This is a genomic window from Runella sp. CRIBMP (assembly GCF_009905605.1).
Lineage (GTDB): Bacteria > Bacteroidota > Bacteroidia > Cytophagales > Spirosomataceae > Runella.
In genome coordinates this window covers 519,674-536,364 of record NZ_JAAAKZ010000001.1, presented here as the reverse complement: position 1 = coordinate 536,364, position 16,691 = coordinate 519,674, and the positions used below count along the sequence as shown (strand labels likewise).

The 16,691-nt window shown below is 44.8% G+C and carries 12 protein-coding genes; 5 read left to right on the top strand and 7 right to left on the bottom strand.

Features of this window, described 5'->3' with window-relative positions:
* Nucleotides 1-169: 169 nt before the first annotated feature.
* The 4 genes from GVN20_RS02220 to glmM form a co-directional block, all read right to left on the bottom strand.
* Nucleotides 170-778, bottom strand: coding sequence for an OmpH family outer membrane protein (locus GVN20_RS02220; RefSeq protein ID WP_166556762.1), 609 nt, complete (start codon nt 776-778; stop codon nt 170-172).
* A gap of 237 nt (nt 779-1,015) precedes the next feature.
* A complete protein-coding gene (locus tag GVN20_RS02215; RefSeq protein ID WP_166556761.1) occupies nt 1,016-2,401 on the bottom strand; it encodes a vanadium-dependent haloperoxidase in 1,386 nt (461 codons plus the stop codon).
* 124 nt (nt 2,402-2,525) lie between these two features.
* Entirely contained in the window at nt 2,526-3,023 is a 498-nt protein-coding gene (locus tag GVN20_RS02210; protein WP_166556760.1) for a gamma carbonic anhydrase family protein, read from the bottom strand.
* A gap of 21 nt (nt 3,024-3,044) precedes the next feature.
* Entirely contained in the window at nt 3,045-4,439 is a 1,395-nt protein-coding gene (glmM, locus tag GVN20_RS02205) for a phosphoglucosamine mutase (protein ID WP_166556759.1), read from the bottom strand.
* A 236-nt stretch (nt 4,440-4,675) separates the two neighbouring features.
* Between glmM and GVN20_RS02200 the strand changes: the two genes are divergently transcribed.
* The 5 genes from GVN20_RS02200 to GVN20_RS02180 all read left to right on the top strand — a co-directional run bounded on the left by GVN20_RS02200 (nt 4,676) and on the right by GVN20_RS02180 (nt 10,520).
* On the top strand, nt 4,676-5,119 hold the full coding sequence (locus tag GVN20_RS02200) for a hypothetical protein (RefSeq protein ID WP_166556758.1): 444 nt from the start codon (nt 4,676-4,678) through the stop codon (nt 5,117-5,119).
* 43 nt (nt 5,120-5,162) lie between these two features.
* The gene (locus tag GVN20_RS02195; RefSeq protein WP_166556757.1) at nt 5,163-6,761 is read left to right on the top strand and encodes a hypothetical protein; all 1,599 of its coding nucleotides are present in this window, start codon (nt 5,163-5,165) and stop codon (nt 6,759-6,761) included.
* Entirely contained in the window at nt 6,761-8,635 is a 1,875-nt protein-coding gene (locus GVN20_RS02190) for a CocE/NonD family hydrolase (protein ID WP_166556756.1), read from the top strand. The genes GVN20_RS02195 and GVN20_RS02190 overlap by 1 nt, the downstream gene beginning before the upstream one ends.
* 296 nt (nt 8,636-8,931) lie before the next feature.
* On the top strand, nt 8,932-9,516 hold the full coding sequence (locus GVN20_RS02185) for a hypothetical protein (RefSeq protein WP_166556755.1): 585 nt from the start codon (nt 8,932-8,934) through the stop codon (nt 9,514-9,516).
* A 32-nt stretch (nt 9,517-9,548) separates the two neighbouring features.
* Nucleotides 9,549-10,520: an NADPH:quinone oxidoreductase family protein gene (locus GVN20_RS02180; RefSeq protein WP_166556754.1), complete on the top strand. Its 972-nt coding sequence runs from the start codon at nt 9,549-9,551 to the stop codon at nt 10,518-10,520.
* A 52-nt stretch (nt 10,521-10,572) separates the two neighbouring features.
* Here the strand turns inward: GVN20_RS02180 and GVN20_RS02175 are convergent, their stop codons facing one another.
* The 3 genes from GVN20_RS02175 to GVN20_RS02165 all read right to left on the bottom strand — a co-directional run bounded on the left by GVN20_RS02175 (nt 10,573) and on the right by GVN20_RS02165 (nt 16,688).
* Nucleotides 10,573-12,003, bottom strand: coding sequence for a SusD/RagB family nutrient-binding outer membrane lipoprotein (locus tag GVN20_RS02175; RefSeq protein WP_166556753.1), 1,431 nt, complete (start codon nt 12,001-12,003; stop codon nt 10,573-10,575).
* 20 nt (nt 12,004-12,023) lie between these two features.
* Nucleotides 12,024-15,176, bottom strand: a complete 3,153-nt coding sequence (locus GVN20_RS02170) for a SusC/RagA family TonB-linked outer membrane protein (RefSeq protein WP_166556752.1) — start codon at nt 15,174-15,176, stop codon at nt 12,024-12,026.
* 177 nt (nt 15,177-15,353) lie between these two features.
* A complete protein-coding gene (locus GVN20_RS02165) occupies nt 15,354-16,688 on the bottom strand; it encodes a RagB/SusD family nutrient uptake outer membrane protein (RefSeq protein ID WP_166556751.1) in 1,335 nt (444 codons plus the stop codon).
* Nucleotides 16,689-16,691 lie beyond the last annotated feature (3 nt).

The following is a 16,691-nucleotide window of genomic DNA, read 5'->3' as shown; positions in this document are numbered from 1 at the left end:
GATTTTGAGAAAAAGGTAGAAGGTAGGTCATGGAGGAGATGAGTGTTAAATTCGATACATTTAACGCAGGCAAGTAGGGCGAAATTGTTTTGATAAAAATAAAATTGTCAGCATACAGCCGCTACTTTGCAACTGCATACTGACAATCTGAATTCGCAAACCGACAAGCTTATTTTTTAGCTTTTGCGGCTTCTTTCTCTTTGTATTCTTTGTTAAGGCCTTCTACCATCTTTTTGGTCACGTCCAGATTGGCATCGGCAAAAAGGATTCCGCCACCTTTGCTGTAGCCAAGCACAAATTCGTAGCCGTTTTCTTTGTTATAATTCTTAATGTATTCGAAGATATTACCGTAAAACTCTTCGGTTTTTTTGATACGCTCTTCATCCAGTTTACGCAATTGATCGTCGCGGTATTTGGTAATATCCTGCTCTTCTTTGGCCAATTGTGACTGAGCCGCCTGCGCTTGGTCTTGCGACAACGCTCCTTGCTGAGCACGCTGCTGGAAGAAGGCCACTTTGTTTTGGAACGAACGCCCTTTATTGGCTAAATCGTTTTCTAACTGAAACCCTTTGCTTTCAAATTCTTTTTGAAAGTCTTTGTAATATTCATAGTTTTTAAGGAGGCTGTCGGCCTGTACATACACAATTTTCTTGCCTTTCGAGGCGTCCGAAATGCTTCCGCCTGCACTGTCAGATGAATGATGTGAGAAGTGCTGATACCCTAAAAAAGCCACCGCCACTGTCAAAACCGCATTCCAAATAAGTAGTCCGTTTTTCACAATAAAAAGATTTTAAATTTTGATAAAAGTTAGTTATTAATGGTAAAGAGTTAATTATTATACGTAAAGAACTGATAACCAAATTCATACTGATAGATTATCGAATAACGATTTACGTTAACGATTGTACGGGCAAAGTTAGAAATAATACTGTACCTTTAAAAAAAAAGTCGCTTACTTGTCGGGTTAACCAAACAAGTAAGCGACTTCCTTTCGATACCCCTCAGCTACGTTTTTTTACTGTTTCCACCGAAGAGCATTGATATTCTGACCAATCTTCCGTCCTTCCTTCAAGCCAGTATCATTGTCCTGAAAAGTATGGATTCCGCCCAAAAATCGCGATTTTGCAGATTCTTCGGCCGCCGCCCAAAGTGATTGAAATGAGCGTGGCTTAAAATCTACACTACGCTTGGTATCGCGCACCCGATTGACGTGGGAGTCGTCAACAAAGGCGAAATCTGGACCAAAGACCGCCTCCAGCGCCACAGCCGAAGCCGAAGACTGCGTAGAATGGCCCGAAGAATACCCAGGGAAAGGAGGCGCGGGCCAAAAAGGAATCCATTTGGGGTCTATGGCCCGACGCACAAAAGTATATGGACGCTCGTTGTTAAACGCAAATTTACATTTCCAGCACAGCGTAAAGGCATCAGCAACGGCTATTCCTGTACGTGCCAAGGCCTCAGCAGCTTTGTCTAGTTTGGCATTGCTGTTTTTGATAGCTATCCGGGCAATGTTATAGGAATGGCCTGGAGGCGTAAAGGTTTCACTAGGATCATCGGCCCACCACACGGCGATTTCTTTTTCGAGCTGCGTTAAGGCAATGTTCTTCTTGTAAACATCGTAGTATTGTTGAAAATAGGGGGAATTAACCTGAGTTGATACCGTCAAAGGTAGCGGCATAGGCATCGAAGAATTTACCGCCAAAAAGGTGCGATTTTTGCCCCAATAGGGTTGCATCGGAATCGTTCTGCCGTTTTCAGTGGGTTGCCAAGAGCCAGGGGCAGTAGGAGCTTTATAATCGGCAGGAAAGTTTCGCGTAAACCCTTCGTGCCCACCATCTGATTTGGACCACTCAAAAATTGCTTTGGCCACTTCATTGCCAAAAGCCTCGGAACGCTCAATGACCTCTTGGTTACTCTCCGCCAAAAAACTGGTTCTTAAAGCTACCGCCAAGGAATCTACCATCTTTTTGGCTGCTTCTGGAGCGTTGGACCAGAGGTTTTTGGCCATAAAAAGCTGCGCCGCATTGGCACTTGCCGCCCAATGATATTCTTTTCCAGCCTCTGGTTGTGGAAGCGTTTTCAAACCATTTAGTTGCCCAGCAAGAGAACGATTTGATTTGATACCCGGTACCACCGATTCATAAAGGGTTAGGCCAGCATACCCCAATGCCCTTGAAGCAACGGGTGGCGTAAAACCAGGACTTTGCCGAATTAATTTTAGGCTCATTTCCGACCATTTGAGAGCCACTTCCGCACTATATGTCTGCGTTTCTTTTGAATTATCGGCAGGATTTGTAGGGTCATTCGGTGTTCTACAACTGTATATTGTAAAAGCCAACAATACCGCCACTACGGCATGATAGCCCCCTTGGTAAAGCAGTTGGGATAAAGTTTTTTTCATATTAACTGATATAAATTAGCGACTTTAGAGGAAGAGATACTACGAAATTACCTCAAAAATAATGCCAATTTTAAGATGGTAATTGATAGCGAGTCTGGAAGTTTCTTTGCTACCAAAAGGAGGGTTAGCTAATCATGGGAAACTCTCCCGAAGCATGGCGTTGACCCATCGCTACATAATGAGCCGCACTTTCTAATAAACGAGCCGACATAGACTCGGGAAGCTGTTTTACTACTTTACCGGGAGTTCCGAGGACCATCGAAAAATCGGGCACTTCCATGCCTTCCGTAACCAATGCATGGGCTCCGATAATGCAGAATTTGCCAATTTTTGCATTATTCAAAATCGTAGCCCTCATCCCAATTAGCGAGCCCTCACCGACTGTAGCACCGTGGACGATGGCCCCATGCCCCACCGTGACGTCGTCACCGATGATGGTCGGTGAGCCCTCATCGGCGTGCAGCACGGCAGTATCCTGAATATTGGTGCGGTGACCGATGATGATTTTCTCCACGTCGGCCCGAATCACGGCTCCGTACCATACGGAGGCCTGCTCACCAAGCGATACCTGCCCCATGACCGACGCAGAGGACGCAATAAAAACGGCCTTATGGTTGTCCATAAAACGACAAACGTTTATTGGTTAACTTTGAATGGCTTCTTTGATGTCATCAATGATTTTTTGGGCTAAATGATCCGCCGTAGAAGCAGTTTCTGATTCTGAATAAATCCGGATAATGGGCTCCGTATTTGATTTACGCAGGTGAACCCATTCTTTATTGAATTCAATCTTCACACCATCAATGGTATTGACGGGATTTTTAGCATATTTTTTGCTGATTTTTTCCAGTACACCGTCTACGTCAATGTCAGCAGTCAATTCAATTTTATTTTTTGAAATGTGGTAACTCGGATAAGTGCGGCGTAAAATAGAAGCTGACTTGCCAAATTTGGCCAAATGGCTCAAAAATAAGGCAATGCCCACGAGGGAATCACGACCATAGTGCAAATCGGGATAAATAACGCCACCATTGCCCTCTCCCCCAATGACTGCGTCGTTTGCTTTCATCATTTCGACCACGTTTACCTCTCCCACTGCCGAGGCAAAATAAGCCCCTCCTGCTTTCAATGTTATGTCACGCAGTGCGCCCGTAGAAGAAAGATTGGAAACGGTATTGCCCACTTTGTTTTTCAATACATAATCAGCAACAGACACCAGCGTATATTCTTCGCCAAACGGTTGCCCATCTTCACAAATAAGCGCAAGTCGATCCACGTCTGGGTCTACCACTACACCCAAATCAAAATCTCCCCGGGTCATTTCACGACTGATTTCGATTAAATTTTCGGGAAGCGGTTCTGGATTATGGGCAAAGTCGCCCGTGGGTTCGCAATTGATAAGTTTAATGTTTCCTTTTTCAATGCCCAACGCCTCCAAAAGCATCGGAACGGCAATCCCTCCCGTAGAGTTTACAGCATCGACGGCAATTTTAAAGTTCTTGGCGACGATGGCCTCTTTATCCACCAACGGCAACGCCAAAATCATTTCGATATGTTTCTGAAAATAGGAGTTATCTACCCGATAAGAACCTAGTTTGCGGACTTCTACAAAATCAAAATCTTCGCTTTCGGCCAATGCAAGCACTTCCGCACCGTCTTGTCCGGAGATAAATTCACCTTTATCATTCAATAGTTTCAAGGCATTCCACTGAATAGGATTATGGCTAGCCGTGAGGATAATTCCACCAGCAGCGTGTTCAAGGGTTACGGCGATTTCAACCGTTGGAGTGGTTGAAAGCCCCAAATCAATTACTTCAAAGCCTATTCCTTGCAATGTAGAAGCCACCAATTTGGCCACCATTTCACCCGAAAGCCTCGCATCACGACCAATGACAATTTTTATATTAGCGGGATTTTTGCGTTTTAGCCATGTTCCAAAAGCGGCTGAAAATTTAACAACATCAATTGGCGTAAGGGAATCTCCTGTTTTCCCCCCAATCGTGCCACGAATACCAGATATAGATTTTATTAATGCCACTTGTTTTTTAGCTTTTTAACAATGTGAAAACCGTTTCAAAAGTAGCAAAATTTAGGCACAATCGACTTAATGTTGTAAAATTGCCCTACTTTTACGATGGATGGCTACAGCTCAGATTGGTATATTATGTTTGTTCAGATCAGGATACTATTCAATTATAATGCTATTCACCATTTTTTTTCTCCCCAAAAATCTATTAGTTAGTACTTTATTAACATCTAACTTATAATACAATTATGCGTAAGTGGTTATTCCTCATCATCTTTCTCCTCATTGTAGGCGGTATCCTATATTATGTCTCCTTTGGTTCGTTCAGTGAAGGAACAAGGGTAGGCTCGCTGGTCAAGCTCAGCCGTCGCGGGTATGTATTTAAAACCCACGAAGGGCAATTGATGGTGGGCGGAATGTCGGACGGTACCGGAACCTTTAATTCAACTACCTGGGATTTTTCGGTACATGACAGTAACAAACAGGCCATCGAAGCCCTTAATCTTTCGCAAAGAACAGGACAGCGGGTATCGCTCCACTACGAGGAGAAGTTTTTTCAACTTCCTTGGAACGGTGACACCAAATACTTTGTGGTCTCGGTTGAATTGATTCCACTTCAAAATTATCAACGTCCTGTTGTACCCGTACCTGCCCCTCAAACGACTCCCGCAGATACAGGTAAAGCACTATAATCGCACCCCCAAAGTATCATTTCTTTGCCGTGCCTCTTTAAACATGCGTCTTCATTGGTTCAGTATATTCATATTATTGACGGCCAGTCTGGTGCTGGTTCACTATTTGCCATTTTGGAAAGATGTCGAGTTTGGCGATGAAACTACCTACCTCGGGTCCGGTCTTTCTTTTTCTATTCCGTTTAAAGGCGGCGTTCAATGGGGACCGCTTTATGCGGCATGGTATGCATTTTGGCATTTTTTTATCCCAGACACCTTAAATTTATATTATTTTAACTGGGCACTTTTGAGTGTTTTAGCGGGTATTTCCGTCTTTATTTTTGTACGTTCTTTGGGGGTATCCTTGGCGGCAGCTACGTGGATTGCGGTATTATTTTTATTTTCTGACCAAAACGTACCCCTCAACCCCAAAATTTCTATTGCTCCTTTCTGCTTAATTTTGGGCGTATTGGCGCTGATTCAGCTGCGGTCATGGTCCAATTCCCGTCGTTTTTTGGTCATCAGTTTGGTGGGGTTATTGTGCGCGTATTGTCGTCCAGAGTTCTACATATCCTTTTTATTAGCCCTCATTATCGCCGTTTTTTGGTTATGGAAAGAAAAAGGTATTCTTCAACCTACCCTCATGCGTTGGGCTGGGGTATTCGTTATCCTTGCCGTTGGCCTTCATTTACTCTTTGGGAACCCCCTTTTTACAGGCGACGACAATCGCAGTACGGTAGCGTTTCAACAGCACTTCGTCGTCAATTATTCAGCTTGGATGAATCAGCCTGAGCCAAGCACCATTGAGGCCCAACTCCAACTTTTCCATAAGGTAATGGGCGAAAATGTTCATACCCTAACGGATGCCATTAAAATGCAGCCTCAATGGACCTTCAAGCATATCACGACCAATATCGTCCATACAGTTACCGCCAACCTGACCAATGTAGTCAGTATATTTTACCAAACCTTGTTTCGAGGGTGGTATTCTCCTTGGCGCATGGGCGTGGCTGTTGGTATTTTGTTGGTATTTTTGTTTTTAATAGACTATAAAACGACGGCACGAAATTTCCGTAAAAAACCAGTTGATGGGTGGGGTTTCGTCGGCCTGATTACGTTGCTTATTCCTACATTGATTGCCACTGTGCTTATTTATCCACGCACCCATTACTTGATTTTTCATTTAGTGCTGGTCTTGTGGGTAATTGCATTTGTACTGAGTCGTTTATCTTTGCGCAAGGTCAAAATTATGCAACCGTTCTCGGCAGCTTTTTTAGCCCTGTTAGTTTTATCCATTTTTGTAACAGTCCGCGTTCCTGAGTATCACCGTAAAGCCCCTACTCCGACCGCCGACAATGTCCGGTTTATTACTCAATTAACCCCCAAAGAACGCCTAAGGGTGTTGGAACGGGACTGGTACCGGGTTTTTTTGAAGGATGGTTCTGACTGGATACACGTTGAAGAATATACAGACGGTGATTTTGCCAAATTTGTCCGAGACAAAAACATTAATTTTATTTTGATGACCCAAGATATGCAAAGCTATTTTGGCAAAGACGCAGGTTTTGCATCGTTCTTAAACCAATATAAATCAGAGGGTTTTGTTAAATTGCCAACAAATTCGGAAGGCGCTTATTTATTCATCAAACAATCACTTTTATAATGAAGTTTTTCCTGCTACTTGTTGCCTTTTTTATCGTTTCTCCGCTGTTTGCCCAATCGGAATGGATAAAAGAAAATTACACTAAAGTTGAGTATGACATCGCCATGCGTGACGGTACCAAGCTGCACACCATCGTTTACTCACCCAAGGATGCCTCTGCTTCTAAAACGTACCCGTTTTTAATGCAACGTACCTGTTATAGCGTGGCACCGTATGGTGAAGGCAAATTTCCTGGGCAATTGGGCCCCAATAAATTTTTGATGCAGGATAAGTACATTTTTGTCTATCAGGATGTTCGCGGGCGTTATCTGAGCGAAGGTACTTGGACAAACATGACCCCGCAGATTGCCAACAAAACCACCAAACAGCAGGTAGACGAATCTTCTGACACCTATGACACCATCGAATGGCTCATAAAAAATATCCCAAATCACAACGGAAGAGTAGGGCAATGGGGCATTAGTTATCCTGGGTTTTATACCGTTGCGGGGGCATTGAGCCAACACCCCGCCTTGAAAGCATCGTCGCCGCAAGCCCCCGTTTCTGATTTCTTTTTCGATGATTTTCACCACAACGGGGCCTTTACACAAGGCTATTTTTTAACATTTCCAGTGTTTGGGATTCAGCACCCTAAGCCCACTACCGACAATTGGTGGCTCTCAGGATTAATCAATGCCAAAACCAAAGATGGCTACCAGTTTAACCTTGACTTAGGTCCGCTCAAAAATTTCGATGCTTACTACAAAGACAATTTCTTTTGGCAAGAGCACAAAGACCACCCCAACTATGACGAATTTTGGAAAAAACGTAGCATTATTCCTCACCTTAAAAACGTAAAACATGCGGTGATGACGGTGGGTGGCTGGTTTGACGCCGAAGACCTTTACGGGCCATTAACCGTTTATAAAACCCTCGAACGCAACAATCCCGGCACCTACAACACGCTCGTGATGGGCCCGTTTGGCCACGGTCGCTGGTCGCAAGAAACAGGGCACACGCTACACAGCAATGTTTACTTCGGCGACAGTGTAGCGACTTTTTACCAACGAGAAATTGAGACTAAATTTTTTCAACACTTTCTGAAAGGAACCGGCGACGGCAAAACAGGGCTGCCCGATGCTTATTTGTTTAATACGGGTAAGAAAGCCTGGGAAACATTTGACAAATGGCCTGCCGCCAATGCCGAAAAGAAAATGTTATATTTTCATGCCAATGGAAAGCTGTCTTTTGAGGCACCCAAGACCGCCCGAGCATTCAGCGAGTACCTAAGTGACCCACTCAAGCCAGTGCCTGATATTGAGGACAACACCCAAACCATGGGCTTTACTCCTTTCAACTATATGTCGGAAGACCAACGTTTTGCGGCCCGCCGCCCCGACGTTTTGGTGTTCCAGACGGAGCCCTTGACGGAAGATATCACTTTAGGGGGCGAAATTATGGCCAAACTGAATTTCAGCACGACGGGCAGTGACGCCGACTTTTTTGTAAAACTGATTGATGTTTATCCAGGAGATGAGCCCAATCATGCTTACTTGCCAAACAAAAACATTACCCTGAGCAACTATCACCAGATGGTGCGCAGTGAAATCATGCGGGCACGTTTTCGTAATTCATTTGAAAAACCAGCGCCGCTCATTCCCAATAAAATCACTCCACTGAATTTTCGTTTGCAAGATGTACTGCACACGTTCAAAAAAGGGCACCGTATTCAGATTCAGGTACAAAGCACGGCATTCCCACTTTTTGACCGTAATCCCCAAAAATACGTTCCTAATATTTATCTCGCTACCGAGCAAGATTTTATCAAAGCTACCCATCGTGTTTACCATCAGCCAGGTGCTTTAAGCGGCGTAGAAATAGAAATCTTAAAGTAATGGCAACGGAATTAACCCAAAATTGAGAAAAAAAATGGGGAAAGAAAATAAAGCACCCCCAATTTTCAGAACAAAAAGTATATCATTTTAAAACAAAAAAATGCCCACTAACTTAATGATAGTGAGCATTTTTTTTGTTTTTGTTTGCAAAAAAAGATAATTTATTTCAATTTTATATATTGTTTTGGAGTCATAACGACCTAATAAGTATATTTTACCCTATCAATACCAACTAATTACCCTACTTTAGATTGAAATTATTATTTTTTTTCTCGAATTGTGGCTTCGCAATTCGAATGGCGATTTGGTATATATGCACCTATTGTGTTGTATATAATTGTGCATTTGCGCAATCCAACGCTATTACGGTCAAAACCATTGTTTGCCCCAACCCGTGCAAAGGTGAATCAACCTATCTACTTGTATTTGAAGCTACTTCGGGTAAGGTTTCAACCAATCGTGGGACGATTCGAAACGATACAATTAGGGGGATTTTGCCCGAAAATGACTTTAAAGTGACCCTTACTTATACTTCCGTTGATTCATTGGTTTCTACCCAAATCGTTCCCTTACCTATTTGTGACCCTATTCTTCCCCTCCCTCCGCTTGTAAACAGTCAAAGTCTGTGCGCTGGTACTTCCATTACCCCATTCAAGGCTTTTACCGTGGATGGCGCTACGGTTGATTGGTACGATACCCCCCATAGCAAGATTCCGCTGAAGTCAGAAACGTTGCAATTTATCCCTCCCCAGGCAGGCACTTACTACGCCCGTTCGCGATTTACCACCACGGGTTGTACCAGTATAGCGTTTACGCCAGTGGTTGTGGAAATAAAAAGGGCGGTGTGCCCCATCATGAGCATTAGAAAAGTAAGCAAGTAAGGCTTTAGTTGACATCCAACAACTAAAGCCAAATGAAAGCCCTCCTTTGCAAACAGTACGGCCCGCCCGAATCTCTTGTCGTAGAAGAATTGCCTGCGCTGCAACCTCAAAAAAATCAAGTTGTAATCGCCGTCAAAGCCTGCGGGGTTAATTTCCCCGATACGCTTATTATTCAGGGAAAGTATCAGTTCAAGCCGCCTTTTCCTTTTTCGCCGGGTGGAGAGGCGGCTGGTGTGGTAAAAGAACTCGGAGAAGAAGTAAAACACCTGAAAGTAGGAGATAATGTGTTTGCCATGCCAGGATGGGGCGGTTTTGCCGAAGAACTGGTCGTAGATGCCAACCGTGCTTTTAGGATGCCGCCCTCAATGGATTACAACGTTGCAGCCTCACTCATGTATACTTACGGCACCTCCTACCACGCCCTCAAAGACCGCGCACAGTTGAAGGCTGGAGAAACCCTGCTGGTACTCGGAGCAGCAGGTGGAGTAGGTTTGGCCGCGGTCAATTTAGGAAAGATAATGGGTGCAAAAGTCATTGCAGCCGCTTCAAGCGACGAAAAACTGGCATTGTGTAAAGAATATGGCGCCGATGGACTCATTAATTATTCAAAACAAGACTTGCGCGAAAGTCTAAAAACACTTACGGGCGGCGGAGTCGATGTGGTGTATGATCCCGTAGGGGGCTCCTATGCTGAGCCCGCTTTGCGCGCCCTAAACTGGAAAGGCCGCTATCTGGTGGTGGGTTTTGCAGCAGGACAAATCCCTGCTTTGCCATTCAATTTAGCCCTATTAAAAGGCAGCTCTATCGTGGGCGTATTTTGGGGGGCGTTTGCCGAGAAAGAACCCAAAGCCAACTTTCAAAACATCACAGAGTTGTTTGAATTTTATCAAAAAGGAACACTAAAACCGTATATTCAAAAAACGTATTCATTGGCTCAAGCGCCGCAGGCCCTCAACGACATGCTCGAACGGCGCGTAATGGGAAAGCTGGTAGTGACACCCTGACATAACAAAAATGGGGCTCACGCCCCATTTTTGTTACTATTTATTCATTTGATTATTTTTTATCCCACCATACACGAGTGTATTGATCATCAGCGCCTTGGCTAGTAACAATGGCATCGTAGTTGGTTTTATTCAACGTAGGTGCCGTAGTCGGATAAGCCATACGACGTGGAATTTCGGTACCACCGTTCAATGGTTTCTCCGCAGGTTTCAACACTGGGAATCCTGTTCTACGCCATTCTGCCCATGCTTCACTATTCTGGTAAAACAAAGCAATCCAACGTTGGGTTGCAATTTGCTCAATAGCTTTAGCACTTGTAAATGCCACCTCGGGTTGTGCGATGTACTTATCAAAACCATCGGCCGTATACACGCCCCACTGCTCCATAGAAGCTTTGATGGCCGCTTCATACAACGTCTTGGCATTGCCAGAAATCCAACCCAACTGGGCAGCTTCAGCCTGCGCAAAAAGCACCTGAGCATAGGTCAACACGTTAACTGGTGAATTCTGCTGACGCATGGTCGCGGCCGCTAGAGATACATCCTGCGCTTTCCAAGTAGGCGGAAAAACGCCGTAAGGTACGCCACGGTATGCTCCATTGATATTTTTATCGGCAATGGCTGGCAAACGCGGATCGTTCACTTTGTTCAAATAATCAACAAACGTACTCGCCACTGCAAAGTCTTTACGGTTGGTTGTAATGTAGTTGTTGTACAAAGGATGCTCATTGTTGGCTTCTGATAAATACCCGTACTTTACGTTATCGGCATTGGAAGCAAGCAATCCATCAGCTACCGCCGCTGCAAACTCCGCTTTGCCTTTGGCAGGGTCTACTTTAGACAAACGTAGGGCTGCAATGGCGCGAAGCGAGTTGGCGAATTTTTTCCAACGTGCAATATTTCCACCCAACAAAATATCCCCTTGTACGGTTTTTCCACCGTCAAATTGTGCGGCAGCTTCCTTCCATTCTTTAAACAAATCAGTATAAATATCCTGCTGCTTATCAAATTTGGGGTTAAAATCTCCCGCCGCCTTTAAAGCTTCAGAATAAGCAATGTCTCCCCAACGGTCAGTCAGAAATTGAAAGAAATACGCTTTCAGGATACGGGCTGTCGCAATTTGGTTGGCGTTTGAACCCGTAGCGGCCGCATTACTTTTGGTAGCTGCATCGGTATTCTGCTGAATAATAAACTGTAGGTTCATCAAAGGCCCAGCATAGAATCCGTTATAATCAAAATTAACAGTTTTGTACCGCGATTCCTCAATGTAGGTTACATCACCGAAATGCTGTACGTAGAGGCCAGGCTGAATTCCAGTCACGGCGACACCTACGTTACGCAGTGCGCCCGTCAGAATACTCGCCGTATTGGGGTTCGATGGGCTGTTTGGGCTGATGTTCATCGTCCCAAAATTATCGCCGCATGAGGTAGCTACCGATAATAAGGCCGCTACGATGAAGGTATTTAAAATATATTTTTTCATGATTCAAATGCGTTTAATGCTTACAAACTCAATCTCAGGTTTAAACCAAACGAACGTACAGGAGGCAACTGACCACCTTCTGTCCAAAAAGTTTCAGATTCTGAAATATCCAGACCACCACCTACTGCGCTGTAAATCAACAACGGGTTACGAACGATGAATGAAATATTGGCAGATTTTACTTTTACCCGCGACAACAGCGACTTTGGTAAGTTATACCCTAAAGCAACTTCACGGAGTTTGACGTAAGTTTGGTCGTAGGTCCACTGGTCATTGAGCGCAAAGAATTTATCTTCGTACAATTCTTGGGTTTCTACGCGGGTGGTGTTTGGCTTGCCATCTTGGGTTACAGCATCCAACAATACGCCACCGCCTTTAGAAACTGGATCACGTTTTGGATTACCTAATTCGTTCAAACCAGCAGTTTCAGCGGCCAAACCTGCATACGCATTAAACATACGGGTGGTTGAGAAAAATCTTCCGCCAACGATAAAGTCAGTATTGACGCGCAACGACAAATTACGGTACGTAAAGCTGTTCAAGAAACCACCTTTAAAGGTTGGTAACACCGAACCAAGTGATTTTTGGTCATCTACAATGTAGAAACCATTGGCATCTACCACTCTTTTACCATCTAATGTGCGGATTTTTTTACCAACCAACAATCCCCAATCTTCACCTTCACGGGCATTGACGGTGAGGGTACGCCAAGTTGGTCCACCCAATTGATAGTTGGTTAGGCCGTCTGCCAATTTGATTACTTTCGAACGGTTGCGGTCTAAGTTAATATCAAAATCCCAGTTGAAGCCACGTTCTGACTTAACAGGGTTGGCAAAAATGTGCAATTCTAATCCTTTGGTTTGAATCAAGCCTGCGTTGATGATGGCGTTGCGATAGCCACTGGTAGGATCTACAGGAAGCGGAATAATCTGGTTCTTGTTGTCGTTTTGGTACCACGTAAACTCTACTCCAAAGCGGTTGTTCATGAATTTCATGTCAAGACCCGCTTCATATGAAGAAGACAAGCCGGGCTTCAAATCAGCATTAGGTAGCAATGTTGGCAAATACTGAGTGGCATTTGAACCGAAGGCATTGCCAGTAGTGTACGTTTGGAAAATCTGGTACGGGCCTACATCGGTACCTACCTGTGCGTATCCAGCGCGCACTTTCGCATAAGACAATATCGGGTTTCTGGGCAACAACTCCGTCAAAATTACCCCACCCGAAAGCGAAGGATACAAGTAAGAATTGTTGGCAACCGGTAACGTAGAAGACCAGTCGTTGCGGAGAGATGCCTCCAGAAAAACGATGTCTTTGTAACCCAAACTCACGTTTCCATAAAGACTGTTTACCCGACGCTCAAAACGGTTGTTGCTGATTGCAGGGCGGTCTTTTGAAGCGGCAATATTGTAAAAGCCTGGGCTTGTCAATCCACCTGAAGTAGCTTGAGAGTAGGTCTCCACTAGGTTATAACGAATGTTTCCACCAGCGTTGGCAACCACCGAAAGTTCACCAAATGTTTTATCGAAACTCAACAATCCTTCGTAGTTATTTTCACGCGAATTTTCTACATAATTAGCAAAGGCCCCCAAGCCTCCTGCATTTAGTGTTCCATATGCTACACGCCCCTGTTGATTGTACTGGCGCTGGTCACGACGGGCCGTAACAGAACCTTTCAAGTATTTCGAAAATTGATAAGTTAGGCCAAAATCACCGAACAAACGGGTATCCAAACGACTATTAGTACTTTCGTACATCTGGGTGTAAGGGCTGTCCCAATATTTTGGTTTAGGATCAAGCGGCCCTCCAATGTTCCAGCTACGGAACGTTCCGTCGGGGTTTTTGTAGTTTTTCAGGTCTTCGATTCTAAGCTGACGCTGAAACCATTGGTTAAAAGACCCTATCGTCTGGTTAAATCCACCTAGAACCCCACCCGAAGAACCGTAGTTGTCGGCAGGCACATTGGTTCCACGGGTTGAAGTATAATTGATGTTAAGGTTTGCTGTCAAATTTTTCAGCAGCGTAATTGTATTTTTAGCGCTAAGAAAATCCTTGCTTTGCTTAGAATTAGGAATGATACCATTGGTACTGATATGCGTATAAGATACCCGCGCCTGGAAGTTTTCTCCTCCTTTTGAAAAAGCAATGTTGGTGTTGTTGCTGATTGGCTTATTAAAAAAGTCACGTACGTTGTTTGGTTGGGCCGAATACGGGGTTAATTGTCCAAACTCTGGCCCTTGCTGCCACGAGAAAGCCGAACGGTGCGGCGAACCATCAATTTTTGGTCCCCAGCTTTCATCGGCTGAATAGTCTAGGATTTTTTGGCCGTCAAAAGATTTCCAATCGGCGGGGTGAATGGCAGGGTTGAAGGAAAATGTCTCCCAGTCTTGTGAATAACCCCCGCCATATTCGTTTTGGTATTTTGGCAACATACCAATCATGTCCAAAGTGGTACTATGATTGATGTCTAGCTTTGCCTCGCCTGATTTTGCTTTTTTGGTAGTAATAACCACCACACCACCCGAAGCACGGTTTCCGTAAAGTGCGGTAGCAGAAGGTCCTTTCAGCACCGACAATGATTCTACATCATCCATGTTTACTTGACTGATGTCAGTGGGAGTACCGTCTACTACGTAAAGTGGATCTCCACCCGTCAGTGAGTTTACGCCACGAATACGAATATTGGGTGTACCGAATTTGGCGGCCGATTGCCCTAATACCTGTACCCCAGCGATTTTACCCGCCAAAGCATTGGCAACGTTGGGGTCGCGAGCGGCGGTGATTTTGTCACCTTTTATTTCCTGCACTGAGTAGTTCAATGCTTTCTTGTCGCGGGGGATACCGAGAGCCGTTACGACCACTTCCTGAAGCTGCGTAGCATCTGGCATTAATCGAACGTCAATCACATTTTGTGTACCTACTGTTACTTCTTGATTGGTAAAACCAATGAAGCTAAATACGAGCTGGGAACCTGTGGGAACGGCAATTTTGTAGCTTCCCTCTGAATCTGTGGTGGCGCCGCGTGTAGTTCCGCGAACTGTGATACTTACTCCTGGGAGGATGGAGCCGTCGTCGGCAATTACTTTGCCCGTAATAGTGCGGTCTTGAGCAAACAGTGATATACTGCAAAGCAGCATTATCACCGCCGCTGGCAGTGTAAACCTTCTTTTCATACTTGTGATTTTTAGTTTAGATTAAGAATATCTATCTCAAAGATATGCCAATAACCACAAATTTTATGTAACGCGGAGAAATAAAACAAAAAAAATGCGACAAAGTATAACTTTCTGAATACAAAAGGCCACTCCAAAGAGCGGCCTTTTGTTAAATTTATACGTCAAGCTGAACCCTTATGGATTTGCATTATCCCAGTTAACTTCCGCCACTGGACGTTCGAGTCTTTCGAGCACTTTCATGCCCGCTACGGGCAAATATATCTCGCCCAACTTCTCATAACGACGCATATCTACCCAACGATGACCTTCGTAAAACAGCGAATAAAGGCGCTCTTTCAGAATGCTGTTGATAAGCGCATCTTTGGTGGTAAGCCCTTTATAATCGCTTAAACCAGCCGCTTTTCTAACAATATTGATTAACCGCGTTGCTTCGGCGGCATTTCCCTGCTGCGCTGCAATCTCAGCCGCAATGAGTACCAATTCTTCGTTGCGAATAATCGACACAGGGTCGTTGGCCCCAGTGTATACACTCGTCAGATACTTTGAACTGTAGGTTACACCTGACGTATATGACAGCGGAGCCGCTTGTTCTTTTACTTTGGCCGCTACCCTAGCGTCGCCCGCTTCAGCATCTTCAATCAGTTTTTGAACCGCTACAATCCGCACCGTTGAGGTGTTCAACAACGGATTCTGCACATCTGGTGGAGTGGCATTGAAATTGTGTTTGGGGCCCGCATTCAAGTCGCCCGTGGCATTATAAAAAGTTTGCGGCAACAGCGCGGCGGCTTTGGTAAAGTCTTTTTGATACAGCGCCACCCGCAAGGCTATGGCGCGGTTAAACCTCTTGAAAGTGGCAGGCGTTGTAAAACCCGCGTATCCCGAAGGTAAAGCAAATGGGAAAGCCGCCCCTGCGCCGTCCAGCTGAGTTGCGCCTTCATCAAGCACTTTAGCAATCCCCGCCAATGACTCGGTATAGCTCACCGCTTTACTGGGCTTGAAAGGGTCTTCAATGTTTAAACGAATACCATTGGTATACTGCACATTAAGTTGATACAACATCGCCAATCCTTTAAACGTGTTTGCCAACCCGCGGTAGCCATTTTTTTGCTGGTCAGACACCGACGTAGTGATGTTGAGAGAAGCAAGCGTAATGTTGGCATGACGTATCGGCAATCCGAACGCAGTGGTGGCTCCATTGTAAAAAGCCGAGTTGTCAATCGGCCGCAGGCCATTCAGCTCGGTCATCCACCGCGACTCGGTCGAGTTAAAGTTAAATATCTCTTTGCCGAGCGTACCCACTACCTGAAGGTACGTAGCCAATCCATCGCGTGCTGTGGCTATTTGACCGATGGCCAAAGCATCTAATTGCGCTTTGGTGGCATTATTTTGTACTGAACCTACGCTGGGGAAGTTAGGGTCTTCGACAATATCCGTCTTGAGAACATTGCAGGAGTTGAGGCTCATGGCCGTCAGTCCAGCGATTATAAAGGTATATCTTAAATTTTTCATTTT

What these genes read in the sequence shown, in the direction of transcription:
- GVN20_RS02215 (WP_166556761.1), bottom strand. Translation starts at nt 2,401, where the DNA reads ATGAAAAAAACTTTATCCCAACTGCTTTACCAAGGGGGCTATCATGCC.
- GVN20_RS02210 (WP_166556760.1), bottom strand. Translation starts at nt 3,023, where the DNA reads ATGGACAACCATAAGGCCGTTTTTATTGCGTCCTCTGCGTCGGTCATG.
- GVN20_RS02200 (WP_166556758.1), top strand. Translation starts at nt 4,676, where the DNA reads ATGCGTAAGTGGTTATTCCTCATCATCTTTCTCCTCATTGTAGGCGGT.
- GVN20_RS02195 (WP_166556757.1), top strand. Translation starts at nt 5,163, where the DNA reads ATGCGTCTTCATTGGTTCAGTATATTCATATTATTGACGGCCAGTCTG.
- GVN20_RS02190 (WP_166556756.1), top strand. Translation starts at nt 6,761, where the DNA reads ATGAAGTTTTTCCTGCTACTTGTTGCCTTTTTTATCGTTTCTCCGCTG.
- GVN20_RS02185 (WP_166556755.1), top strand. Translation starts at nt 8,932, where the DNA reads ATGGCGATTTGGTATATATGCACCTATTGTGTTGTATATAATTGTGCA.
- GVN20_RS02180 (WP_166556754.1), top strand. Translation starts at nt 9,549, where the DNA reads ATGAAAGCCCTCCTTTGCAAACAGTACGGCCCGCCCGAATCTCTTGTC.
- GVN20_RS02175 (WP_166556753.1), bottom strand. Translation starts at nt 12,003, where the DNA reads ATGAAAAAATATATTTTAAATACCTTCATCGTAGCGGCCTTATTATCG.
- GVN20_RS02170 (WP_166556752.1), bottom strand. Translation starts at nt 15,176, where the DNA reads ATGAAAAGAAGGTTTACACTGCCAGCGGCGGTGATAATGCTGCTTTGC.
- GVN20_RS02165 (WP_166556751.1), bottom strand. Translation starts at nt 16,688, where the DNA reads ATGAAAAATTTAAGATATACCTTTATAATCGCTGGACTGACGGCCATG.